General features: G+C 64.8%; 13 protein-coding genes. 12 read left to right on the forward strand and 1 reads right to left on the reverse strand.

Annotated elements, in window-relative coordinates:
• Positions 1-121: 121 nt before the first annotated feature.
• From LGM42_RS05660 to LGM42_RS05695, 8 genes are all read left to right on the forward strand, one after another.
• A complete protein-coding gene (locus LGM42_RS05660; protein WP_006476064.1) occupies positions 122-1,390 on the forward strand; it encodes a YeaH/YhbH family protein in 1,269 nt (422 codons plus the stop codon).
• Positions 1,387-3,066, forward strand: a complete 1,680-nt coding sequence (locus LGM42_RS05665) for a SpoVR family protein (protein WP_060318426.1) — start codon at positions 1,387-1,389, stop codon at positions 3,064-3,066. Before LGM42_RS05660 ends, LGM42_RS05665 begins: the two co-directional genes overlap by 4 nt.
• A 233-nt stretch (positions 3,067-3,299) precedes the next feature.
• Positions 3,300-4,604, forward strand: a complete 1,305-nt coding sequence (locus LGM42_RS05670) for an MFS family transporter (RefSeq protein WP_060318430.1) — start codon at positions 3,300-3,302, stop codon at positions 4,602-4,604.
• 1,027 nt (positions 4,605-5,631) lie between these two features.
• Positions 5,632-6,162 (forward strand): fimbrial protein, encoded by a 531-nt coding sequence (locus LGM42_RS05675; protein ID WP_226231751.1) that lies wholly within the window; start codon positions 5,632-5,634, stop codon positions 6,160-6,162.
• A gap of 24 nt (positions 6,163-6,186) precedes the next feature.
• A complete protein-coding gene (locus LGM42_RS05680) occupies positions 6,187-6,945 on the forward strand; it encodes a molecular chaperone (protein WP_226223253.1) in 759 nt (252 codons plus the stop codon).
• A gap of 89 nt (positions 6,946-7,034) precedes the next feature.
• Complete coding sequence (locus tag LGM42_RS05685) at positions 7,035-9,773, forward strand: fimbria/pilus outer membrane usher protein (RefSeq protein WP_226231752.1); 2,739 nt, start codon at positions 7,035-7,037, stop codon at positions 9,771-9,773.
• A 4-nt stretch (positions 9,774-9,777) separates the two neighbouring features.
• Positions 9,778-10,584 (forward strand): molecular chaperone, encoded by an 807-nt coding sequence (locus LGM42_RS05690; protein ID WP_226231753.1) that lies wholly within the window; start codon positions 9,778-9,780, stop codon positions 10,582-10,584.
• 80 nt (positions 10,585-10,664) lie between these two features.
• A complete protein-coding gene (locus LGM42_RS05695) occupies positions 10,665-13,652 on the forward strand; it encodes a GLUG motif-containing protein (protein WP_226231754.1) in 2,988 nt (995 codons plus the stop codon).
• A 43-nt stretch (positions 13,653-13,695) separates the two neighbouring features.
• Here LGM42_RS05695 and LGM42_RS05700 read toward each other — a convergent pair whose 3' ends face one another.
• Positions 13,696-13,902, reverse strand: a complete 207-nt coding sequence (locus tag LGM42_RS05700; RefSeq protein ID WP_226223262.1) for a hypothetical protein — start codon at positions 13,900-13,902, stop codon at positions 13,696-13,698.
• Between LGM42_RS05700 and LGM42_RS05705 the strand changes: the two genes are divergently transcribed.
• The 4 genes from LGM42_RS05705 (at position 13,892) to LGM42_RS05720 (ending at position 17,451) form a co-directional block, all read left to right on the forward strand.
• Positions 13,892-14,884: a fimbrial protein gene (locus LGM42_RS05705; protein ID WP_226231755.1), complete on the forward strand. Its 993-nt coding sequence runs from the start codon at positions 13,892-13,894 to the stop codon at positions 14,882-14,884. The two genes, LGM42_RS05700 and LGM42_RS05705, sit on opposite strands and share 11 nt — an antisense overlap.
• 206 nt (positions 14,885-15,090) lie before the next feature.
• On the forward strand, positions 15,091-15,906 hold the full coding sequence (locus LGM42_RS05710; protein WP_059584343.1) for an ABC transporter substrate-binding protein: 816 nt from the start codon (positions 15,091-15,093) through the stop codon (positions 15,904-15,906).
• A 94-nt stretch (positions 15,907-16,000) separates the two neighbouring features.
• On the forward strand, positions 16,001-16,723 hold the full coding sequence (locus LGM42_RS05715; protein ID WP_226231756.1) for an amino acid ABC transporter permease: 723 nt from the start codon (positions 16,001-16,003) through the stop codon (positions 16,721-16,723).
• 2 nt (positions 16,724-16,725) lie between these two features.
• Positions 16,726-17,451 (forward strand): amino acid ABC transporter permease, encoded by a 726-nt coding sequence (locus LGM42_RS05720; RefSeq protein ID WP_226231757.1) that lies wholly within the window; start codon positions 16,726-16,728, stop codon positions 17,449-17,451.
• The last annotated feature ends 112 nt before the right edge of the window (positions 17,452-17,563 follow it).

Raw genomic sequence — 17,563 nt, forward strand, 5'->3', positions numbered from 1 at the left:
CGCGGTATCGCGCCCGTACGGCGAGTCCGTACGGGCACTTTCAGAGGCGCCACCCGCATGACGGCAGACGGCATGCGCGGCGAGTGCCCCGGCAGATCGACTTTCGAGCGGGAGACCGGGAGTGCTTCATCAAATCATCGACCGCAGGCTGGCCGGCAAGAACAAGAGCATCGCCAATCGCGAACGCTTCCTGCGTCGCGTCAAGAACTACATTCGTCGCGCCGTGTCCGACGCGGTGCGCGACCGTAGCATCAAGGATATCCAGAGCACGCAGAGCATCACGATCCCGCGCAAGGACATCGCGGAGCCGAATTTCCGGCACGCGCCGGGCGGGCGTCGTGAATACGTGCACCCCGGCAACGAGGACTACGTGCGCGGCGACAAGATCCCGCGTCCGCAAGGCGGCTCGGGGGGCGGCGGCAGTCAGGCGAGCAACGAGGGCGAAGGGCAGGACGACTTCGTGTTCGAGCTGTCGCGCGACGAGTTCATGCAGTACTTCTTCGACGATCTCGAACTGCCGCGCCTCGTGAAGACGCACCTGCTGACGGTGCCGAGCTGGAAGAACGTGCGCGCGGGCTGGTCGGCGGAAGGCACGCCGAACAACATCGACGTCGTGCGTTCGCTGCGCAGCGCGCTCGGCCGGCGCATCGCGCTCGGCTCGCCGCTCGTCAACGAGTTGCGCGAGCTCGAGGCGCAGCTCGAAGCGCTGAAGAGCGACCCCGAAGACCGCCGCGCGGAAATCGCGACGCTCGAAGCCGAGATCCATCACCTGAAAGGGCGCATCTGGCGGATTCCGTTCATCGATCCGTTCGACCTGCGCTACATCAACCGCGTGAAGCAGCCGCAACCGTCGAGCCAGGCCGTGATGTTCTGCCTGATGGACGTGTCGGGCTCGATGGACGAGCAGCGCAAGGATCTCGCGAAGCGCTTCTTCATCCTGCTTTACCTGTTCCTCAAGCGCAACTACGAGCGCATCGAAGTGGTGTTCATCCGCCACCACACGCGCGCCGAGGAAGTCGACGAGGACACCTTCTTCCATTCGACCGAAAGCGGCGGCACGGTGGTGTCGAGCGCGCTCGAACTGATGCGCAAGGTGATGGACGAGCGCTACTCGCCGACCGAGTGGAACATTTACGGCGCGCAGGCGTCCGACGGCGACAACTGGACTGACGATTCGCCCAAGTGTCGCAAAATCCTGGAAGAGGATATCCTCACCAAGACGCGTTACTTCGCGTATATCCAGGTCGCGCCGGAAGAGCAGAACCTGTGGCTGGAATACGCGCAACTGGCCCTGTCGCAACCGCATCTCGCGATGAAAAAAGTGGAATCGGCTGCGGACATTTACCCGGTGTTTCGCGAATTGTTCGAAAAGCAGGTGGAAATGTCATGACGAGCCGCCATCTGCACAACGAGTCGCGCGGCTACGAGCCGCGCCCTTCCGGCGACGACACGGCCGGCCCTGCCGCATCGCAGCAACGCGGGCAGGCCGAGCCGCCGCCGCCGGCCGCCGACTTGCCCGGTTCCGGGCAAAAGGAAGCGCGTATGAACGTTGCCGAACGCAAGCCGCTGCCGTGCCCGTCCGACTGGACGTTCGAATTGCTCGAGGAATACGACACGCACATCTCGCAGGTCGCCGAACAATACGAGCTCGACATCTACCCGATCCAGCTCGAACTGATCAGCGCCGAGCAGATGATGGACGCGTATGCGTCGGTCGGGATGCCCGTCAACTACCGTCACTGGTCGTTCGGCAAGCACTTTCTCGCGACCGAGAAGAGCTACCGCCGCGGGCAGATGGGCCTGGCGTACGAAATCGTCATCAATTCGAACCCGTGCATCGCGTATCTGATGGAAGAGAACACGATGACGATGCAGGCGCTCGTCATCGCGCACGCGGCGTACGGGCACAATTCGTTCTTCAAGGGCAACTACCTGTTCAGGCTGTGGACGGACGCGCACGCGATCATCGACTATCTCGTGTACGCGAAGAATTACGTCGCGGAATGCGAGGAGCGCTATGGCCTCGATCGCGTCGAGGAACTGCTCGACTCGTGCCATGCGCTGATGAACTACGGCGTCGACCGCTACAAGCGGCCGCAGAAGCCGTCGCTGTCGAAGGAAGCGGCGCTGCGGCGCGAGCGCGAGGCGTACCTGCAATCGCAGGTCAACGAACTGTGGCGCACGCTGCCGGGCAAGAAGCCCGAGCTGACGGAGGAGCAGGAAGACCGCTATCCGCCCGAGCCGCAGGAGAACCTGCTGTATTTCGCCGAGAAGAATGCGCCGCTGCTCGAACCGTGGGAGCGGGAGGTGATCCGCATCGTGCGCAAGATCGGCCAGTATTTCTATCCGCAGCGGCAGACGCAGGTGATGAACGAAGGCTGGGCGACGTTCTGGCACTACACGCTGCTCAATACGCTGTACAACCAGGGGAAGCTGGAAGACGGCTTCATGATGGAGTTCCTGCACTCGCACAGCAACGTGGTCTATCAGCCGCCCGTCACGAAGCCGTACTACAGCGGGATCAACCCGTATGCGCTCGGCTTCTCGATGATGAGCGACATTCGCCGGATCTGCGAAGCGCCGACGGAAGAGGACTACAAGTGGTTTCCGGAGATCGCGGGTACGCCGTGGCTGCCGGCAATGCACTACGCGATGCGCAACTTCAAGGACGAGAGCTTCATCGCGCAGTACCTGTCGCCGAACCTGATCCGCGAGATGCGGCTCTTCTCGGTGCTCGACGACGACATGCGCGATTCGCTCGAGGTATCGGCGATCCACGACGATTCCGGCTATCAGTACGTGCGGCAGGCGTTGTCGCGGCAGTACGACATCCATCACCGCGAGCCGAACATCCAGGTATGGGCCGTCAACACGCGCGGCGACCGCAGCCTCACGCTGCGCCACTTCATGACCGACAACCGCCACCTGTCGAACGACAGCGACGAAGTGCTCAAGCACATGGCGCGGCTCTGGCAATTCGACGTGTACCTGGAAAGCGTCGACGAGGCCGGCACCGTGCGCAAGCGCTACGAGTGCCGCTACGTGCCGCCGGAGGTTCGCGTGTGATCGTCACGGTCGAGCATGTTTGCATCCGACGCCAGCCTGCCGGCTGGCGTTTTCATATGACGAACGGGTGGCGGGAGAAAAATTTTCTACATCCGGACGAACCCGCAAAGCCTGTTACTTTACATTTCGCTAAAATCCCGTAGCGCCGTGCGCCGGAACCGGTGCCACGCGCGACCGCACGCGGCGGCCCCGGCCGTCTCGCCCAGAAAGTACTAAAAGGAACAGACCAACCCATGGACGTCCAGACCGACCAAGCTGCGCTGTCCGCGCATGACACCCGGCGGCGCGTGTTCGCCATCGTCGGCGCCTCATCGGGCAACCTCGTCGAGTGGTTCGACTTCTATATCTACTCGTTCTGTGCGCTGTACTTCGCGCCGGCATTCTTCCCGAGCGGCAACACGACGACGCAGCTGCTGAACACGGCCGGCGTGTTCGCGGCCGGCTTCCTGATGCGTCCGATCGGCGGCTGGCTGTTCGGCCGCATCGCCGACCGTCATGGCCGGCGCACGGCGATGATGATCTCGGTGCTGATGATGTGCGGCGGCTCGCTCGTGATCGCGGTGCTGCCGACCTATGCGCAGATCGGCGCGCTCGCGCCGGCGCTGCTGCTGGTGGCACGGCTGTTCCAGGGCCTGTCGGTGGGCGGCGAGTACGGGACGAGCGCGACCTACATGAGTGAAGTGGCGCTCAAGGGCCGTCGCGGCTTCTTCGCGTCGTTCCAGTACGTGACGCTGATCGGCGGCCAGCTGTGCGCGCTGCTGGTGCTCGTGATCCTGCAGCAGACGCTGTCGGCCGGCGAGCTGAAGGCATGGGGCTGGCGCATTCCGTTCGTGGTCGGCGCGGCGGCCGCGCTGATTTCGCTGTACCTTCGCAAGTCGCTCGACGAGACGTCGACGAGCGCGTCGCGCGACAAGAAGGACGCGGGCACGATCCGCGGCGTGTGGCAGCACAAGGGCGCGTTCTTCACGGTGGTCGGCTTCACGGCCGGCGGCTCGCTGATCTTCTACACGTTCACGACGTACATGCAGAAGTACCTCGTGAACACGGCCGGCATGCACGCGAAGACGGCCAGCAACGTGATGACCGTCGCGCTGCTCGTCTACATGCTGATGCAGCCGGTGTTCGGCGCGCTGTCGGACAAGATCGGCCGCCGCACGTCGATGATCCTGTTCGGCTCGTTCGCGGTGATCGGCACGGTGCCGCTGATGCATGCGCTGAAGGACGTGACGAGCCCGGTGGCCGCCTTCGTGCTGGTGACGGTCGCGCTGGCGATCGTCAGTTTCTACACGTCGATCAGTGGCCTCATCAAGGCCGAGATGTTCCCGCCGGAAGTGCGCGCGATGGGTGTCGGCCTGTCGTATGCGGTGGCGAACGCGATCTTCGGCGGCTCGGCCGAGTACGTCGCGCTGTGGTTCAAGTCGATCGGCAGCGAGGAAACCTTCTACTGGTACGTGACCGTGCTGTGCGCGATCTCGTTGATCGTGTCGTGGCGGATGCGCGATCCGAGCAAGGAGGGGTATCTGCGTCACGAGCCGTGATCGATTGCGCGGTGCGCGCATGTGCATCGTGACGAACGTCCCGCCAGCCGGCGGGACGTTTTCGTTGGTGCGCGCGATTCTACCGGGGCGACGCACGGTCGGGATCCGGTGCCGGGGGCTGGACAGGCGCGGGCATGAGCGTACGCCGTCATATCGATATGGAAATCGATTCGTTGCCCGTTGCGGGCGATTTCCTTACTCTGAACCCGTAGTTCGTGTGACACCTCCTTGACTGGGATTCGCGCCCGCTGCTTGCAGCGGGCGTTTTTTTGCGTGCTGCGCCCGCTGCCGGGTGAGGAGCGACGAGTGCCTGGCCGGCTCTCGGCTTGAAGACGCGCATGGGACACGTCCGTAATAGTGCGGGTGTCGATATAACCGGTCCAAAAATGTGGATTTTCAACCGTGAGCCGGGAAGTCATGCCAATTTCCATTGGCAATGCACGTGTGAGGGTAATTCGTCAAAGAAAACTCGGCGTGCATTGGCCCCGATCATGCGATTTGTCCTTTTCTCTATCTTCGTTGATGGTACGTTATCGAGCGTTTTAATTTTGATATAAGGAATTGCCGGTTTTTGACTAATGTGAATATTTTTTGACGATTCAAGACAAGCTGCAAAAAACAGCCGGGACAGACCATGTCTCGTGCTGCCGGGAAGGCGATTCGCCGGCCCGTGCGCGCATTCGGGCCGGTCGACGCAGATGGCCGAAACTATGCCGGTTGGCTGATATCGAGCCGGTTTCGTGGTTAGGATTTATCCGAACGGATAAGGATTCCGATATTTCTTACTCGTCCGATATCGGAAAGTCATCCAAATAAATAGAATGGCTGCGGTCGTCATTTTTCGGTTGAAGTCATCCAGTCTTCCGGAATAACGCGATCCGATCGGCGGTGCCGGCAAGCGGTGGAAGGCTGAATACCCATGCGCCGATCGTCTCTTCCGAGAAAAATCGTCCATTTTTAGAGGAATCCAACGATGAAAATGAATCTGCTTCGGGGTTGCGTTGCAGCGGGTGTTGCGAGTGTCGCCATGGTGCCGTCGGTTTCGCACGCGTTCGATGGTCAGCTCGATTTCTACGGCAGCATCTCCGACGTCACCTGCAACATCAATGGCGAAGCGCCCGGCCCCGGCAACCGGAAAGAGGTGCAGCTCGGCGATCGCATCAGCCCGGGCACGTTCGACAAGATCGGGGCGACGTCGACGCCTGTCGCGTTCAATCTGGCCATCGGCGGCAATACCGGTTGTACCAACAACACGAAGGTCGTGATCGAATTCGATCCGGTGTCGGTGAACATCAACCCCGCCACGGGCAACCTGAAGCTCATCGGCACGAAACCGGCGGAAGGCGTCGAGATCCAGATCAGCGACGCGGGTAACGGCAAGTCCGGCAAGATCATGCTCGGCAAGCCGCAGAACATCACCGAAGCGCAGGTCGCGACCGTCCAGAACAACGTCGCAACACTCAGCTATACGGCGTCGTATGTGTCGACGGCCGCACCGGATGCGATCAAGACCGGTTCGGGTAACTCGTTCATCCGCTATCTGCTCGCGTACCACTGATCGGCGCATTACCTGTTCCATGTCATGACCTTGTCAATTCGTCATCCTTATTTACAAGTCGTGGCCGGTGTCATGGCGTGGGCCGCCTGCGCCACGCTGGCGCAGGCGGCGCTTTTGCTGGACGGTACGCGGGTGATTTTTCCCGAGCGCTCGCGCGACGTCACGGTCCGGATGGAAAACTCCGGTTCCGATCCGGTGCTCGCGCAAAGCTGGATCGACGACGGCCGCGCCGACGTTCCGCCCGAGCAGATGCGCACGCCATTCGTCGTCACGCCGACGCTGGCGCGCGTCGAGGCGGGCCGCAGTGCGGTGCTGCGCATCACCAACATGCAGGCGAAGTTGCCGGCCGACCGTGAATCGGTGTTCTGGCTGAATGTGCTGGAGGTTCCAACGGTGCGTCCCGATGCGGACAATCAGCTGCGTTTCGCGTTCCGAACCCGTATCAAGCTGTTTTATCGGCCTTCGTCATTGGCGAACGACGTCGATATGGCACCGGACAAACTGGTGTGGAAGGCGTCGACCGATACGTCGCATGCGGGCGAACGGCAGATGTCGCTCGAGGTCTCCAACCCGACGCCGTATTACGTTTCGTTCGGGATGGTCGAAGGCGGCTTCGGCGGCACGTTCGTGTCAGCCGGTGGTGGGATGGTCGCGCCGTTCGCGTCGCAGCGTTTTCCGTTGCGAGGCGCCGCCGTGCCGTCGCATCGCCCGACGGCCGTACGTTACATGCTCATCGACGACTACGGCGGCCGCACCACGATAACGAAAAAACTGACCGACTGAGCAGTCGGTCCACGCAACGCATCCGGAAGGCACCATCCAGTATGCCGGATTCCATTCATCAATTCGGTATACGAACTAACTGAATCCACATGCGCAGTTCAGCAGGTTTCCACTCTTCATGCGCGACGGGGCTTGCGCTCCGGTTGCCGCAGCGGCCGTGTCTGCTGGCGGTCGCATCCGTGTTCGCGACGGTCGCGATGGTGTCGGGTACGGACGCCATCGCGGACACGATCGACACGGTGGCGCAGGAGGACGAGCGTCGCGCGGCCGCGGGTACGGCGCCGGCCAACCCCGCGGCGGGCGCGACGCGCTTCGACGATTCGATGCTGATGCACGGCCCGGACAGCGAGCCGATCGATACGACGCCTTTCGAGCGCCCGAATACGGTCCCGGCAGGCGTGCATCGGGTCGATCTGATCGTCAACGGACTGTGGCGTGGCGTGGAGGACATCACATTCCGCCCCGATGCGCGCGGCGACGTGATGCCTTGCTACGACAAGGCACTGCTGCAGCGGGTCGGCGTCGATCTCGACCGGAGCGCGCGCGGCCAGGATGGCGACCAGCCGCTGAACCCCATGCCCGACGGCACGATCTGCGATGCGCCGTCGCGCTACGTGCCCGGTGCCGCGTTGTCGTTCGATGCGGCCGAGCAGAAACTGTATCTGACGGCGCCGCAGTTCTATATGCGGCTCGCCAGCCGGAGCACCTACGTCGATCCTTCGAACTGGACGAACGGCGTGCCTGCCGCGTGGCTGAACTACAGCGCCAGCGTGTTCAACACGCGTTCCAGCGGCTACGCGTTCTCGCAGCTCTACACCGGGTTGTCGATGGCCGCGAGCGCCGGGCGGTTCCGAATTCGGCACAACGGCAACCTCACGTGGTCACAGCGCAGCGGCACCCGCTATCAGCGCGGCTATGTATACGCACAAACCGATCTGCCCGACTGGCGCGCACAGTTGCTGGCCGGCGAAAGCTCGACCAACGGCACGCTGTTCGACGGTGTGTCGTTCCGCGGTGTACAAATCTCCAGCGATGACCGGATGCTGCCCGACGAACAGCGGGACTATGCGCCGGTCGTGCGGGGCGTCGCGCAGTCGAATGCCAAGGTGTCGATCTACCAGCGCGGCTATCTCGTTCACGAGACGACCGTCGCACCGGGGCCGTTCACGATCGACAACCTGCAGGCGATGAGCTACGGCGGCGACCTCGACGTGACGGTGACCGAGGCCAACGGCGAAACGCGCAGCTTCGTGGTTCCGTTCGCGACGACGGTCCAACTGTTGCGGCCGGGCAGCACGCGGTTCAGCGCGATGGCCGGGCAGGCGATCGAACTCGGCGGCGGCACCGACATCGGCACGCAGTACGTCGGCCAGTTCACGGTGCGGCGAGGCATCAGCAACGCGGTGACGGCCTACGGCGGCGCCGCGTTCGCGAACCGCTACCAGTCGGTGCTGACAGGCGTCGCGCTCAATACGGCGATCGGCGGTTTCGCGGCGGACGTCACGGTCGCGCGCACCCAGCCGCAAGGCAGCGAGCGCATGACCGGCTCCAGCGTGCGCGTGTCGTACAGCAAGAACCTGCCGAACAGCGGCACGAACTTTTCGCTGCTCGCTTATCGCTACTCGACCAAAGGCTACCTCGGCCTGCGCGACGCACTGCTGCTGAATGCCCAGAGCAACACCGGCGCGGGTCTGGCATCGATCGCGCGCGTGCGCAATCGCGTCGACCTCAACGTGAGTCAGCAGGTCGGGCGCACGGGCAGCGTCTACGCGAACGGATCGGCGCTCAGCTACTGGGCGGGGCGCGGGCAGACGCTCAGCTTCACGCTCGGCTACAACACGCAGTGGCGCGACGCCACGATCACCGCGTCGGTGCAGCGCGTGCGCAATCTGTCCGTGATGGACCGGACGTTCGGCGGCACGTCGGGCAGCACGCTCGTGAGCCTGAACGTGTCGATTCCGCTGGGTCGCAATACGCGGCGCGCACCGATCTTCAGCTCGTTCGTCACGCATGACAGCAGCACCGGTACGAGCGCGACGGCCGGCCTCGCGGGCCGTTTCGGCCAGCAAAACGGCGGATCGTATTCGTTGTCGTCGAGCTACGACGGCAGCAATCGCGCGTCGTCGGGCAGTTTCGGCGTCGGCTATCAGCGGCCGGCCGTGTCGCTGTCGGCGAATGTCGGCATCGGGCGCGATTATCAGCAGGCGTCGGCGAACGCAACGGGCGGCCTGGTGCTGCACCCGGGCGGCCTGACACCGGCGCCCACGTTGAGCGAGACCATCGGCGTCGTGCATGCGCCGAACGCGCGCGGCGCATTGGTGGCAAACACCACGGCACGTGTCGACCGCTTCGGTTACGCGATCGTGCCGAGCCTGATTCCGTATCAGCTCAACAAGGTCGACATCGACCCGAAGGACGTGCCGGAAGACGTCGAACTGAAGACCGTGTCGCACAGCGTGGCGCCGCGCTCCGGTTCGATCGTCATGCTGTCCTACGACACGGTGAAGGCGCGCGCGCTGCTGATCGACGCGCAAACCGACGACGGTCGGCCGCTGCCGTTCGCCGCGCGCGCGCTCGACGCGCATACCGGTGCGGCGCTCGGCGTGGTGGGGCAGGGTAGCCGGCTGTTCGTACGCAGTCCCGCGGAAGACGGCCAGATTCGCGTCGAATGGGGCACGCGCGCCGATCAGCAATGCGTGATCGATTACGCGGTGCCGGCCGCGCAGCGTGCGGGAACCGGCTACGTGACGCTGAGCGGCGTCTGCCGCGCGGCGACGGTAGTGCCGACGCCGGTGGCATCGGCGGCCGATCGTATTGGCGAGCGCTAGCCCCATGCATCGATCGACATCCCGTTTCGACGCCGTCATCCACACGCTGCGGCCCCGCTGGCGCCATCGCCCCGTCGTTGTGCGGGTCGTGTGTGCGGCCGTGCTCGGCTGCGTTGCGAGCATCGGCACGATGCGGTGCGACGCAGCGTTATCCGTGGTCGGCACGCGCTTCGTTTATCCGGGCGACGCGCGCGCACTGACCATCTTCACGCGCAACGACGGAGACGCACCGATCCTCGTGCAGGCGTGGCTCGACGATGGCGATCCGAACGCCGATCCGGGTCGCCTGCGTGTGCCCTTCGTCGTCTCGCCGCCGCTCGCGCGGCTCGATCCGGGGCAGCCGCTGACGATCCGTGTGCAGTCCCTGGGCGGCGGCCTTGCCGCGGATCGAGAGTCCTGTTTCTGGATCAACCTGCTCGAAGTACCGCCGGCCGCACCGGCGGGCGAGCACGCGCTGCGCATCGCGTACCGGCTGCGAATGAAGCTGCTGGTTCGGCCGCCCAGTCTCGACGGCGACCCGGACGAGGCGCCGAACCGGCTCGCATGGTCGCACGCCGGCGCGAACGCGGCGGCGTCGCCGGCGCCGCTCGTCGCGCTCAATCCCACGCCGTACTACGTGACGCTCACGCGTGTGTTGCTGAACGGCAAGGGCGCGATGCCGGCGAACACGGTAATGGATATCGCACCGTTCGGCCGTGTCGAGATCCCGGTCGGCACACAGGCCGGGGCGGGGCCGGGCGAGATCGTGTTCGACGCCGTCGACGACAGCGGCGCCGCGCACGAATACCGCGCGCGGCTCGCGCCGCCATAACGGGCGGCGCGTGAAAGCTTGTAGTACCCGTCCTGCCGTGGGCATCGGCAGGGATTCAACCACAACAAGGAAAAACGAACGTGAACAAGACCTATTCTTTGGTATGGAATGACGCGCAAGGCGCGTGGCAGGTCGCCGGCGAACGGGTGCGCCGGCGCGGCAAGTCGGCGACGCGCGCGCGCGTCGTCGCGGTGCTGGCGCTGCTCGCCGGCGGCGCGGCGACGTCGGCGTATGCACTGCCGACAGGCGAGAAGATCGTGTCCGGGAACGGCGACATCCATCGCTACGACAATGGGCGGCAGATGTCGATCAACCAGCATAGCGACAAGCTCGTGACGGACTGGCAAGCGTTCAACATCGGCAAAGGCGAGCGCGTCAAGTTCAACCAGCCGTCCGCGGCGTCGATCGCGCTGAACCGGGTCGTCGGCCAGGACGGCACCACAATCTACGGCAATCTCGATGCGAACGGCCGCGTGTTCCTCGTCAATCCGAACGGCATCCTGTTCGGCAAGGGCGCACAGGTCAATGTCGGCGGCCTGGTGGCGACGACGCTGGATATCAAGAACGACGACTTCGACGCAGGCCGCTACCGGTTTTCCGGCCAGTCTCCGACCGAAGTGCGCAACTTCGGCAATCTTGTGGCGAGCGAAGGCGGCGCGATCGCGCTGCTCGGCGCGAAAGTCTTCAACAACGGGGTCATCCAGGCGCAGATGGGCACTGTCGCGCTGGGCGCGGGGAGCGACGCCACGCTGAACTTCGACGGCAGCAAGCTGCTCAACGTGCAGATCGACCGAGGCATCGTCGATGCGCTCGTCAGCAACGCGCAGTTGCTGAAGGCCGATGGCGGGCAAGTGCTGATGAGCGCGAAGACCGCCGATACGCTGCTGCGCACCGTGGTCAACAACCAGGGCACCATCGAGGCGCGCACGCTCAGAAACGTCGCGGGCCGGATTTCGCTGGATGGCTACGACGCCGGCACCGTCAACGTCGCGGGCGTGATGAACGCGAGCGCGTCGACACCGGGCGACGGCGGCACGGTCGAAACCCGCGGCGCCGACGTGAAGATCGCGCTTGGCGCGAGGGTCGATACGCGCGCAACCAACGGACGCGTCGGCACCTGGCGCATCGCATCGTCGGATATGTCGGTCAAGGCGGGCGCGAACCAGCCAGGTACGATCGTGGCCGATACGCTGTCGCGCAATCTCGCGACCACCGATGTCGAGCTGATCGCCGAACGCGGCCAACTGTCGGTCGACGGCCCGGTAACCTGGGCCAGCGGCAATCGCTTGACGCTCGCTGGCCGGCAAGGCGACGTGTCGATCAACGGCGCGCTGCGTGCGACTGGTGCGAATGCGAGCATGGCCATTGCCGCGAAGAACAACGTGCGGATCGCGGCGCCGATCGCGCTGACCGGCACCAACGCGCTGCTGACGCTCGATTACGGCGTCGCGCACGCACTCGCGGGCGGTGCGGCCGTGACGCTGTCGGGCGCTGGCGCCGGTTTCGAGTCGAACGGCTATCGCTATACCGTGATCCAGAATCTGCAGCAGTTGCAGGCCGTCAACGCGAATCTCGACGCACTGTATGTGCTCGGCAACGATATCGTCGGTTCCTATTATTACGGCTCGTCGCTCAAGACGATCGGTTCGGGCACGCCGTTCGCCGGCGTGTTCGACGGCCTCGGCAACACGATCAGCAATCTCGCCATCGCGAGCAGCGATGCCTATGCCGGGCTGTTCGGCCGCAACACCGGCACGATCGCCAACCTCAACCTGAAGTCGCTGCGTGTCAGCGCAGCCTCGGGCGTCGGTCCGGTCGCGATCGGCGGGCTGGTGGGCGAAAACGCCGGCAAGATCTCGAACGTGACGGCGACGGGCATGCGGATGAGTGCCGGCGCCAGCCGCAGCAACGTGCTGGGCGGTCTCGTCGGCATCAATAGCGGCGAGCTTTCCCACGCGCAGTTTTCGGGATCGGTAACGGGCAACGGCATGTCGGATGCCGTCGGCGGGCTGGTCGGCGAGAACCGACTGGAACAGCGTGCCGGCGTCGTGTCGGACAGCGAGTCCAACGCGACCGTTTCCGGCGGCGCGTCGGTCGGCGGTCTCGTCGGCGTGAATCGGCGCGGTGAAATTCTGCGCTCGACGAGCCGTGGCACCACATCGGGCGCGTATGTCGCCAGCGCGAACGTCGGCGGGTTCGTGGGTTCGAACCTGTTCGGCACGATCGTCGACGGAACGGCGCTGGGGCGCGTGACGGGCGGCTCGAGCGGCACGGCAGGCGGGTTTGCCGGAAACAATACCGGCACGATCACCGGTTCGAGCGCGAGCGGTGCCGTGGACGGCCGATACGCGCAGGCAGTCGGCGGCTTCGTCGGGCTGAACCAGGGCAAGGTGGCCGACAGCAAGGCGTTGGGCACCGTGTCGAGCCCATCGGCAGGTTCGACGGGCGGTTTCGTCGGCATCAACCTCGGCGACGACGCGTTCATCGACATGGCGGAAGCGCATGGTGCGGTAACGGGCGGCCAGGGTGCGAACGGTGGTTTCGTCGGCAGTCATCTCGGCGGCCGGATTGTCGACTCGGTCGCACGCGGCAAGACGATGGGCGGCAGCTACAGCAAGACGGGCGGCTTCGTCGGCAACAACGATGCCGAATTGGTTGGTGTGAACGCGAGCGGCGACGTGGTGGCTGGCACGAGTGCGTCGGTGGGCGGATTCGCGGGCGCCAACAGGCGGTTCGGCACGATCGACGTCGCGTCTGCAGCTGGCAAGGTGATGGGCGGCCAGTCGAGCACGATCGGCGGGTTCGCAGGCGAAAACCTCGGCACGATGCGCGACGTATCGGCATGGGGGACGGTCGGCGCCGCCTACTGCGCGACGCTCGGTGGTCTGGTGGGCCTGAACGCCGGGCTCGTCGAGCGCGGTGACGCAAGCGGACGCGTCGACGGACGGCCGAACCAGACCTTCGGCGGCCTCGTCGGCATCAATCGCGGCATTTTCCGTAACAGCACCGTGTCCGGCGAAGCTGCGCTGCAGAAGATCGCCGGTCTCAATCTCGGTGTGATCGAGTAATGCAGCAGGCGGCGGGCGAGCATGGCCGGCGCCCGTCGCCGATTCAACGGGAGGGCAGCATGAAGACGATTCGACGGCGCTGGCTTTGGCGAGTCGGCCGGGCGATGCGTCGCCTGGCGACGGCGGGATGCATCCTTGCATTCGGCACGAACGCGATGGCGCAGAGCAGCAGTGGCGCGACGGCGCTGGGGTGCACGTTCAGCAACGCCGACGCGTCATCCTGGCGAATGATCACGCCGTTGACGAGCACGACGCCGGTCGGCGCGATCCTGTATCAACGCACGGTTTCGCTGATGGTCTCGTTCGCGTACGGCGTCGCGCCGACGGCGCACGAACTGGTGAGCGCCGCACACTGGATGCCCGGCAGCGTGGTCGTGGACGGTGTTGCGCAGACGAATGTGAGCGGGATCGGCTTCAAATGGGCCGGCGTGTCCGACGACAGCAGCGAGCGCACGCTGCTGCAGAGCGCGCTGCCGATGGTAACCGCAAAGTCCGAACTTGCTCTACCGGTGGGAGGCGGCAACGACGCGCGAATGGTGCGCTTCCGGCAATTTCTGGTGCTCGACAAACCGGTGTCGCAATTGCCGGAGGGCAAGCTGGTCGTCAAGAACCTGCTGGGCAGCCCGACCGTCGCGATTTATGCGATCGACTTTCCAAAAGGTGTCGCTTCGATCGGCAGCACGGTGGTGGTACCCGAGCAAACGACGCCGCCCAACCTGTGCAAGCAGGTGAAGACCTTCGTCGGCGTCGGCAACGTCTGCATCGGCAGCCAGTGCGAGATCCAGGTGCCGAACCGCTGCGAGATCCAGTCGAACATGATCGTGCCGGTCACGCTCGGCAATTTCTCGATCAACAATTTTCCAACCGTGAACGCGATGTCGAAGCCGGTCAGTTTCGATATTTCGCTCAGCCAGTGCGCGGCAGCGGCGAAGCCATTGATCAGTTTCCGCGACAAGGCCACGCAGCCGAATCCGGACAAGACGTTGCTGCAGTTGAGCGCACCGGCCGGCCAGAAGGTCGCGCGCGGGTTCAACATCGTGATGACGAATGCGCTGACCGGCGAGCGGATTGCATACGGCGAGCCCGGCGCGGCCGTCCAGTATCCGATGCGTCGCACGGGCGACATGGCCGTCATGCCGTTGAGCGCGCAGTACATCCGCACCGGTACGGATGCGGAGCTGGGCCCCGGCTATGCCGGTGGCGGCGCGGAATTCTCGTTGACGTTTCCGTGAACGCGATGCATCGATCGGTGGTCAAGCCGGTGCCGACCCGCCGGCCTCATCACGAAACCCGCAGAGCAAAGCACCATTTGTTGGTTCGGATTCGCCGCACGCGCTGATACGTTAGCGGCTTCGCGACGACACACTTCGCCGCGATGTTTTTCGAACCGTGCCGCCGCGCGATCCGCGGCGGCCTCATAACAAGTCAGGTCGTGCTCATGAAAATCAACACGCTCGCTACGTGGCTCGTCGGGGTCGCGCTCATTACCGCAGGCACCGTCGCGCATGCGGACCGTCTCGACGACATCAGGAAGGCCGGTGTGCTGCGCGTCGCGACGTTCGACAGCAACCCGCCGTTCGGTTATGTCGACGCGAAAAGCAACCACATCGTCGGTCTCGACGTCGATTACGCGAAGGCGCTTGCCGACAAGCTCGGCGTGAAGCTGCAACTGCAGCCGACCAACCCCGCGAACCGCATTCCGTTCCTGACCTCCGGCAAGGTCGACCTCGTGCTCGCGAATTTCACGATCACCGACGAGCGCGCGAAGCAGGTCGACTTCAGCATCCCGTATTTCTCGTCGGGCCAGCAGTTTCTCGCGAAGAAGGGCGTGCTGAAATCGGCCGACCAGCTGAACGGCCTGCGCGTCGGCGCGGACAAGGGCACGACCAACGAGATCACGCTGCGCGAGAAATTCCCGAAGGCGACGATCGTCGCGTACGACGACACGCCGTTCGCATTCGCCGCGCTGCGCGCCGGCAACGTGCAGGCGATCACGCAGGACGGCCCGAAGCTGATCGGCCTGCTCGCGAACGTGCCCGACAAGCAGAACTACGAGATCCCGGCGTTCACGATCTCGAACGACTACATGGGCGTCGGCGTGCCGAAGGGCGAGACGCGCCTGCTCGGCTTCGTCAACGACACGCTGAAGGGGCTCGAGGCGAGCGGCCGCGCCACGCAGATCTACGACGCATGGTTCGGGCCGACGACGAAGACGCCGCTCACGCGCATTTTCCGGATCGGCGACAAGACCTGACTGCTTCCGCACGCGCGCCGCGACCGGCCGGAAGATCGGCCGCGCGGCGTTGTTCGTATACCTCCGATCGCGCGCTTCGTGCGCGCTTCCCAGCATGCTCGGGTTGGCTCCCAAATATCTGTCCTGGCTCTGGCATGGCTTCCTGCTGACGCTCGGCCTCGCGGCCGCGTCGGCCGTCGCCGCGACCGTCGGCGGGCTGCTGCTCGCCGTGATGCGGCATGTGCGCGGCAGGGCGCCGCGTGCGGCCGCCGCCGCGTACGTGATTGCATTTCGCAACACGCCGTTGCTCGTGCAGTTGCTGTTCTGGTATTTCGGTGTCGCGTCGTTGCTGCCCGATACGTGGACGGCGTGGCTCAATGCGCGCCATGCGGTGAGCGTGGGCCCGTTCACGCTCGCGTGGCCGTCGTTCGAATTCGTGGCCGGGTGGGTCGGGTTGAGCGCCTATACGGCTGCCTTCGTCGCCGAGGAATGCGAAGCCGGCCTGCGCGGCGTGCGGCGTGCGCAACACGACGCGGCGGCCGCGCTCGGCCTCACGCCGATGCAGTCGCTGCGCTACGTGGTGCTGCCGCAGGCCGTGCGCATCGCGTTGCCGCCGTTGTTCGGCCAATACATGAATCTCGTGAAGAACTCGTCGCTCGCGATGGCGATCGGCGTCGCCGAGTTGTCGTATGCGTCGCGGCAGGTCGAGACCGAGACGTTCAAGACGTTCGCCGCATTCGGCGTCGCGACGCTGCTGTACGTCGCGGCGGTGGCCGCGATCGAAGCCGGCGCGTATGCGGCCACGCAATGGCGCGACCGGCTCGGAGCGGGGCGCTGACGATGGATCTTTCGCTGCTGCTCTCGAATCTGCCGTACCTGCTGGTCGGCGCGTTTCCGGACGGCCCGCTCGGCGGCGCCGCGCTGTCGCTGGTGCTGGCGCTCGCGTCCGCGATCGCGTCGGCCGCGCTCGGCGTGGTGCTCGGCGTCGCGATGGCGCTTGCACGCGGCCCGGCGCGCGTGCTGCTGCTCGCGTTCATCGGCTTCTTTCGCGCGATTCCGGTGCTGATGCTGATCTTCTGGACGTATTTCCTGATGCCGGTGCTGCTGCACATGGATGTGCCGGGGCTCGCGACGGTCGTGTGCGCGCTGGCGCTGATCGGTGGCGCGTATCTCGCGCATGCCGTGCATGCGGGGATCGTCGCGGCCGGCGACGGGCAATGGCAGGCCGGGCTGTCGCTCGGGCTCACGCGTTGGCAGACGGTGCGCTACGTGCTGTTGCCACAGGCGATCCGGATCATGACGCCGTCGTTCGTCAACCAGTGGGTCGCGCTCGTGAAGGACACGTCGCTCGCGTATATCGTCGGCGTGCCGGAACTGTCGTTCGTTGCAACGCAGGTGAACAACCGGCTGATGGTGTATCCGGCGCCGATCTTCCTGTTCGTCGCGGTCATCTATCTGGTGCTGTGCACGTCGCTCGACGGCGCGGCGCGGTGGTTGCTGTCGTGGCGGCCGCGGTCGCGGCGTGTCGAGAGCACGGCGGTTGAACGGATCAAATCCCTCCGATGATGTAATCCCGATACGCGGTTGCAAGGGAGCCGATTACTGGTCGCATGCCGATTCGACCTCGCAATTCTGTCAGGGATTTTTTCGAAATGATGGATGAGGTAAGATTCGCGCG

The organism is Burkholderia sp. AU39826, from assembly GCF_020419965.1.
Taxonomy (GTDB): domain Bacteria; phylum Pseudomonadota; class Gammaproteobacteria; order Burkholderiales; family Burkholderiaceae; genus Burkholderia; species Burkholderia semiarida.

Excerpts from the sequence above, each read along its gene's own strand:
- LGM42_RS05665 (WP_060318426.1), top strand. The coding sequence starts at position 1,387 with ATGACGAGCCGCCATCTGCACAACGAGTCGCGCGGCTACGAGCCGCGC.
- LGM42_RS05670 (WP_060318430.1), top strand. The coding sequence starts at position 3,300 with ATGGACGTCCAGACCGACCAAGCTGCGCTGTCCGCGCATGACACCCGG.
- LGM42_RS05675 (WP_226231751.1), top strand. The coding sequence starts at position 5,632 with ATGGTGCCGTCGGTTTCGCACGCGTTCGATGGTCAGCTCGATTTCTAC.
- LGM42_RS05680 (WP_226223253.1), top strand. The coding sequence starts at position 6,187 with ATGACCTTGTCAATTCGTCATCCTTATTTACAAGTCGTGGCCGGTGTC.
- LGM42_RS05685 (WP_226231752.1), top strand. The coding sequence starts at position 7,035 with ATGCGCAGTTCAGCAGGTTTCCACTCTTCATGCGCGACGGGGCTTGCG.
- LGM42_RS05690 (WP_226231753.1), top strand. The coding sequence starts at position 9,778 with ATGCATCGATCGACATCCCGTTTCGACGCCGTCATCCACACGCTGCGG.
- LGM42_RS05710 (WP_059584343.1), top strand. The coding sequence starts at position 15,091 with ATGAAAATCAACACGCTCGCTACGTGGCTCGTCGGGGTCGCGCTCATT.
- LGM42_RS05715 (WP_226231756.1), top strand. The coding sequence starts at position 16,001 with ATGCTCGGGTTGGCTCCCAAATATCTGTCCTGGCTCTGGCATGGCTTC.
- LGM42_RS05720 (WP_226231757.1), top strand. The coding sequence starts at position 16,726 with ATGGATCTTTCGCTGCTGCTCTCGAATCTGCCGTACCTGCTGGTCGGC.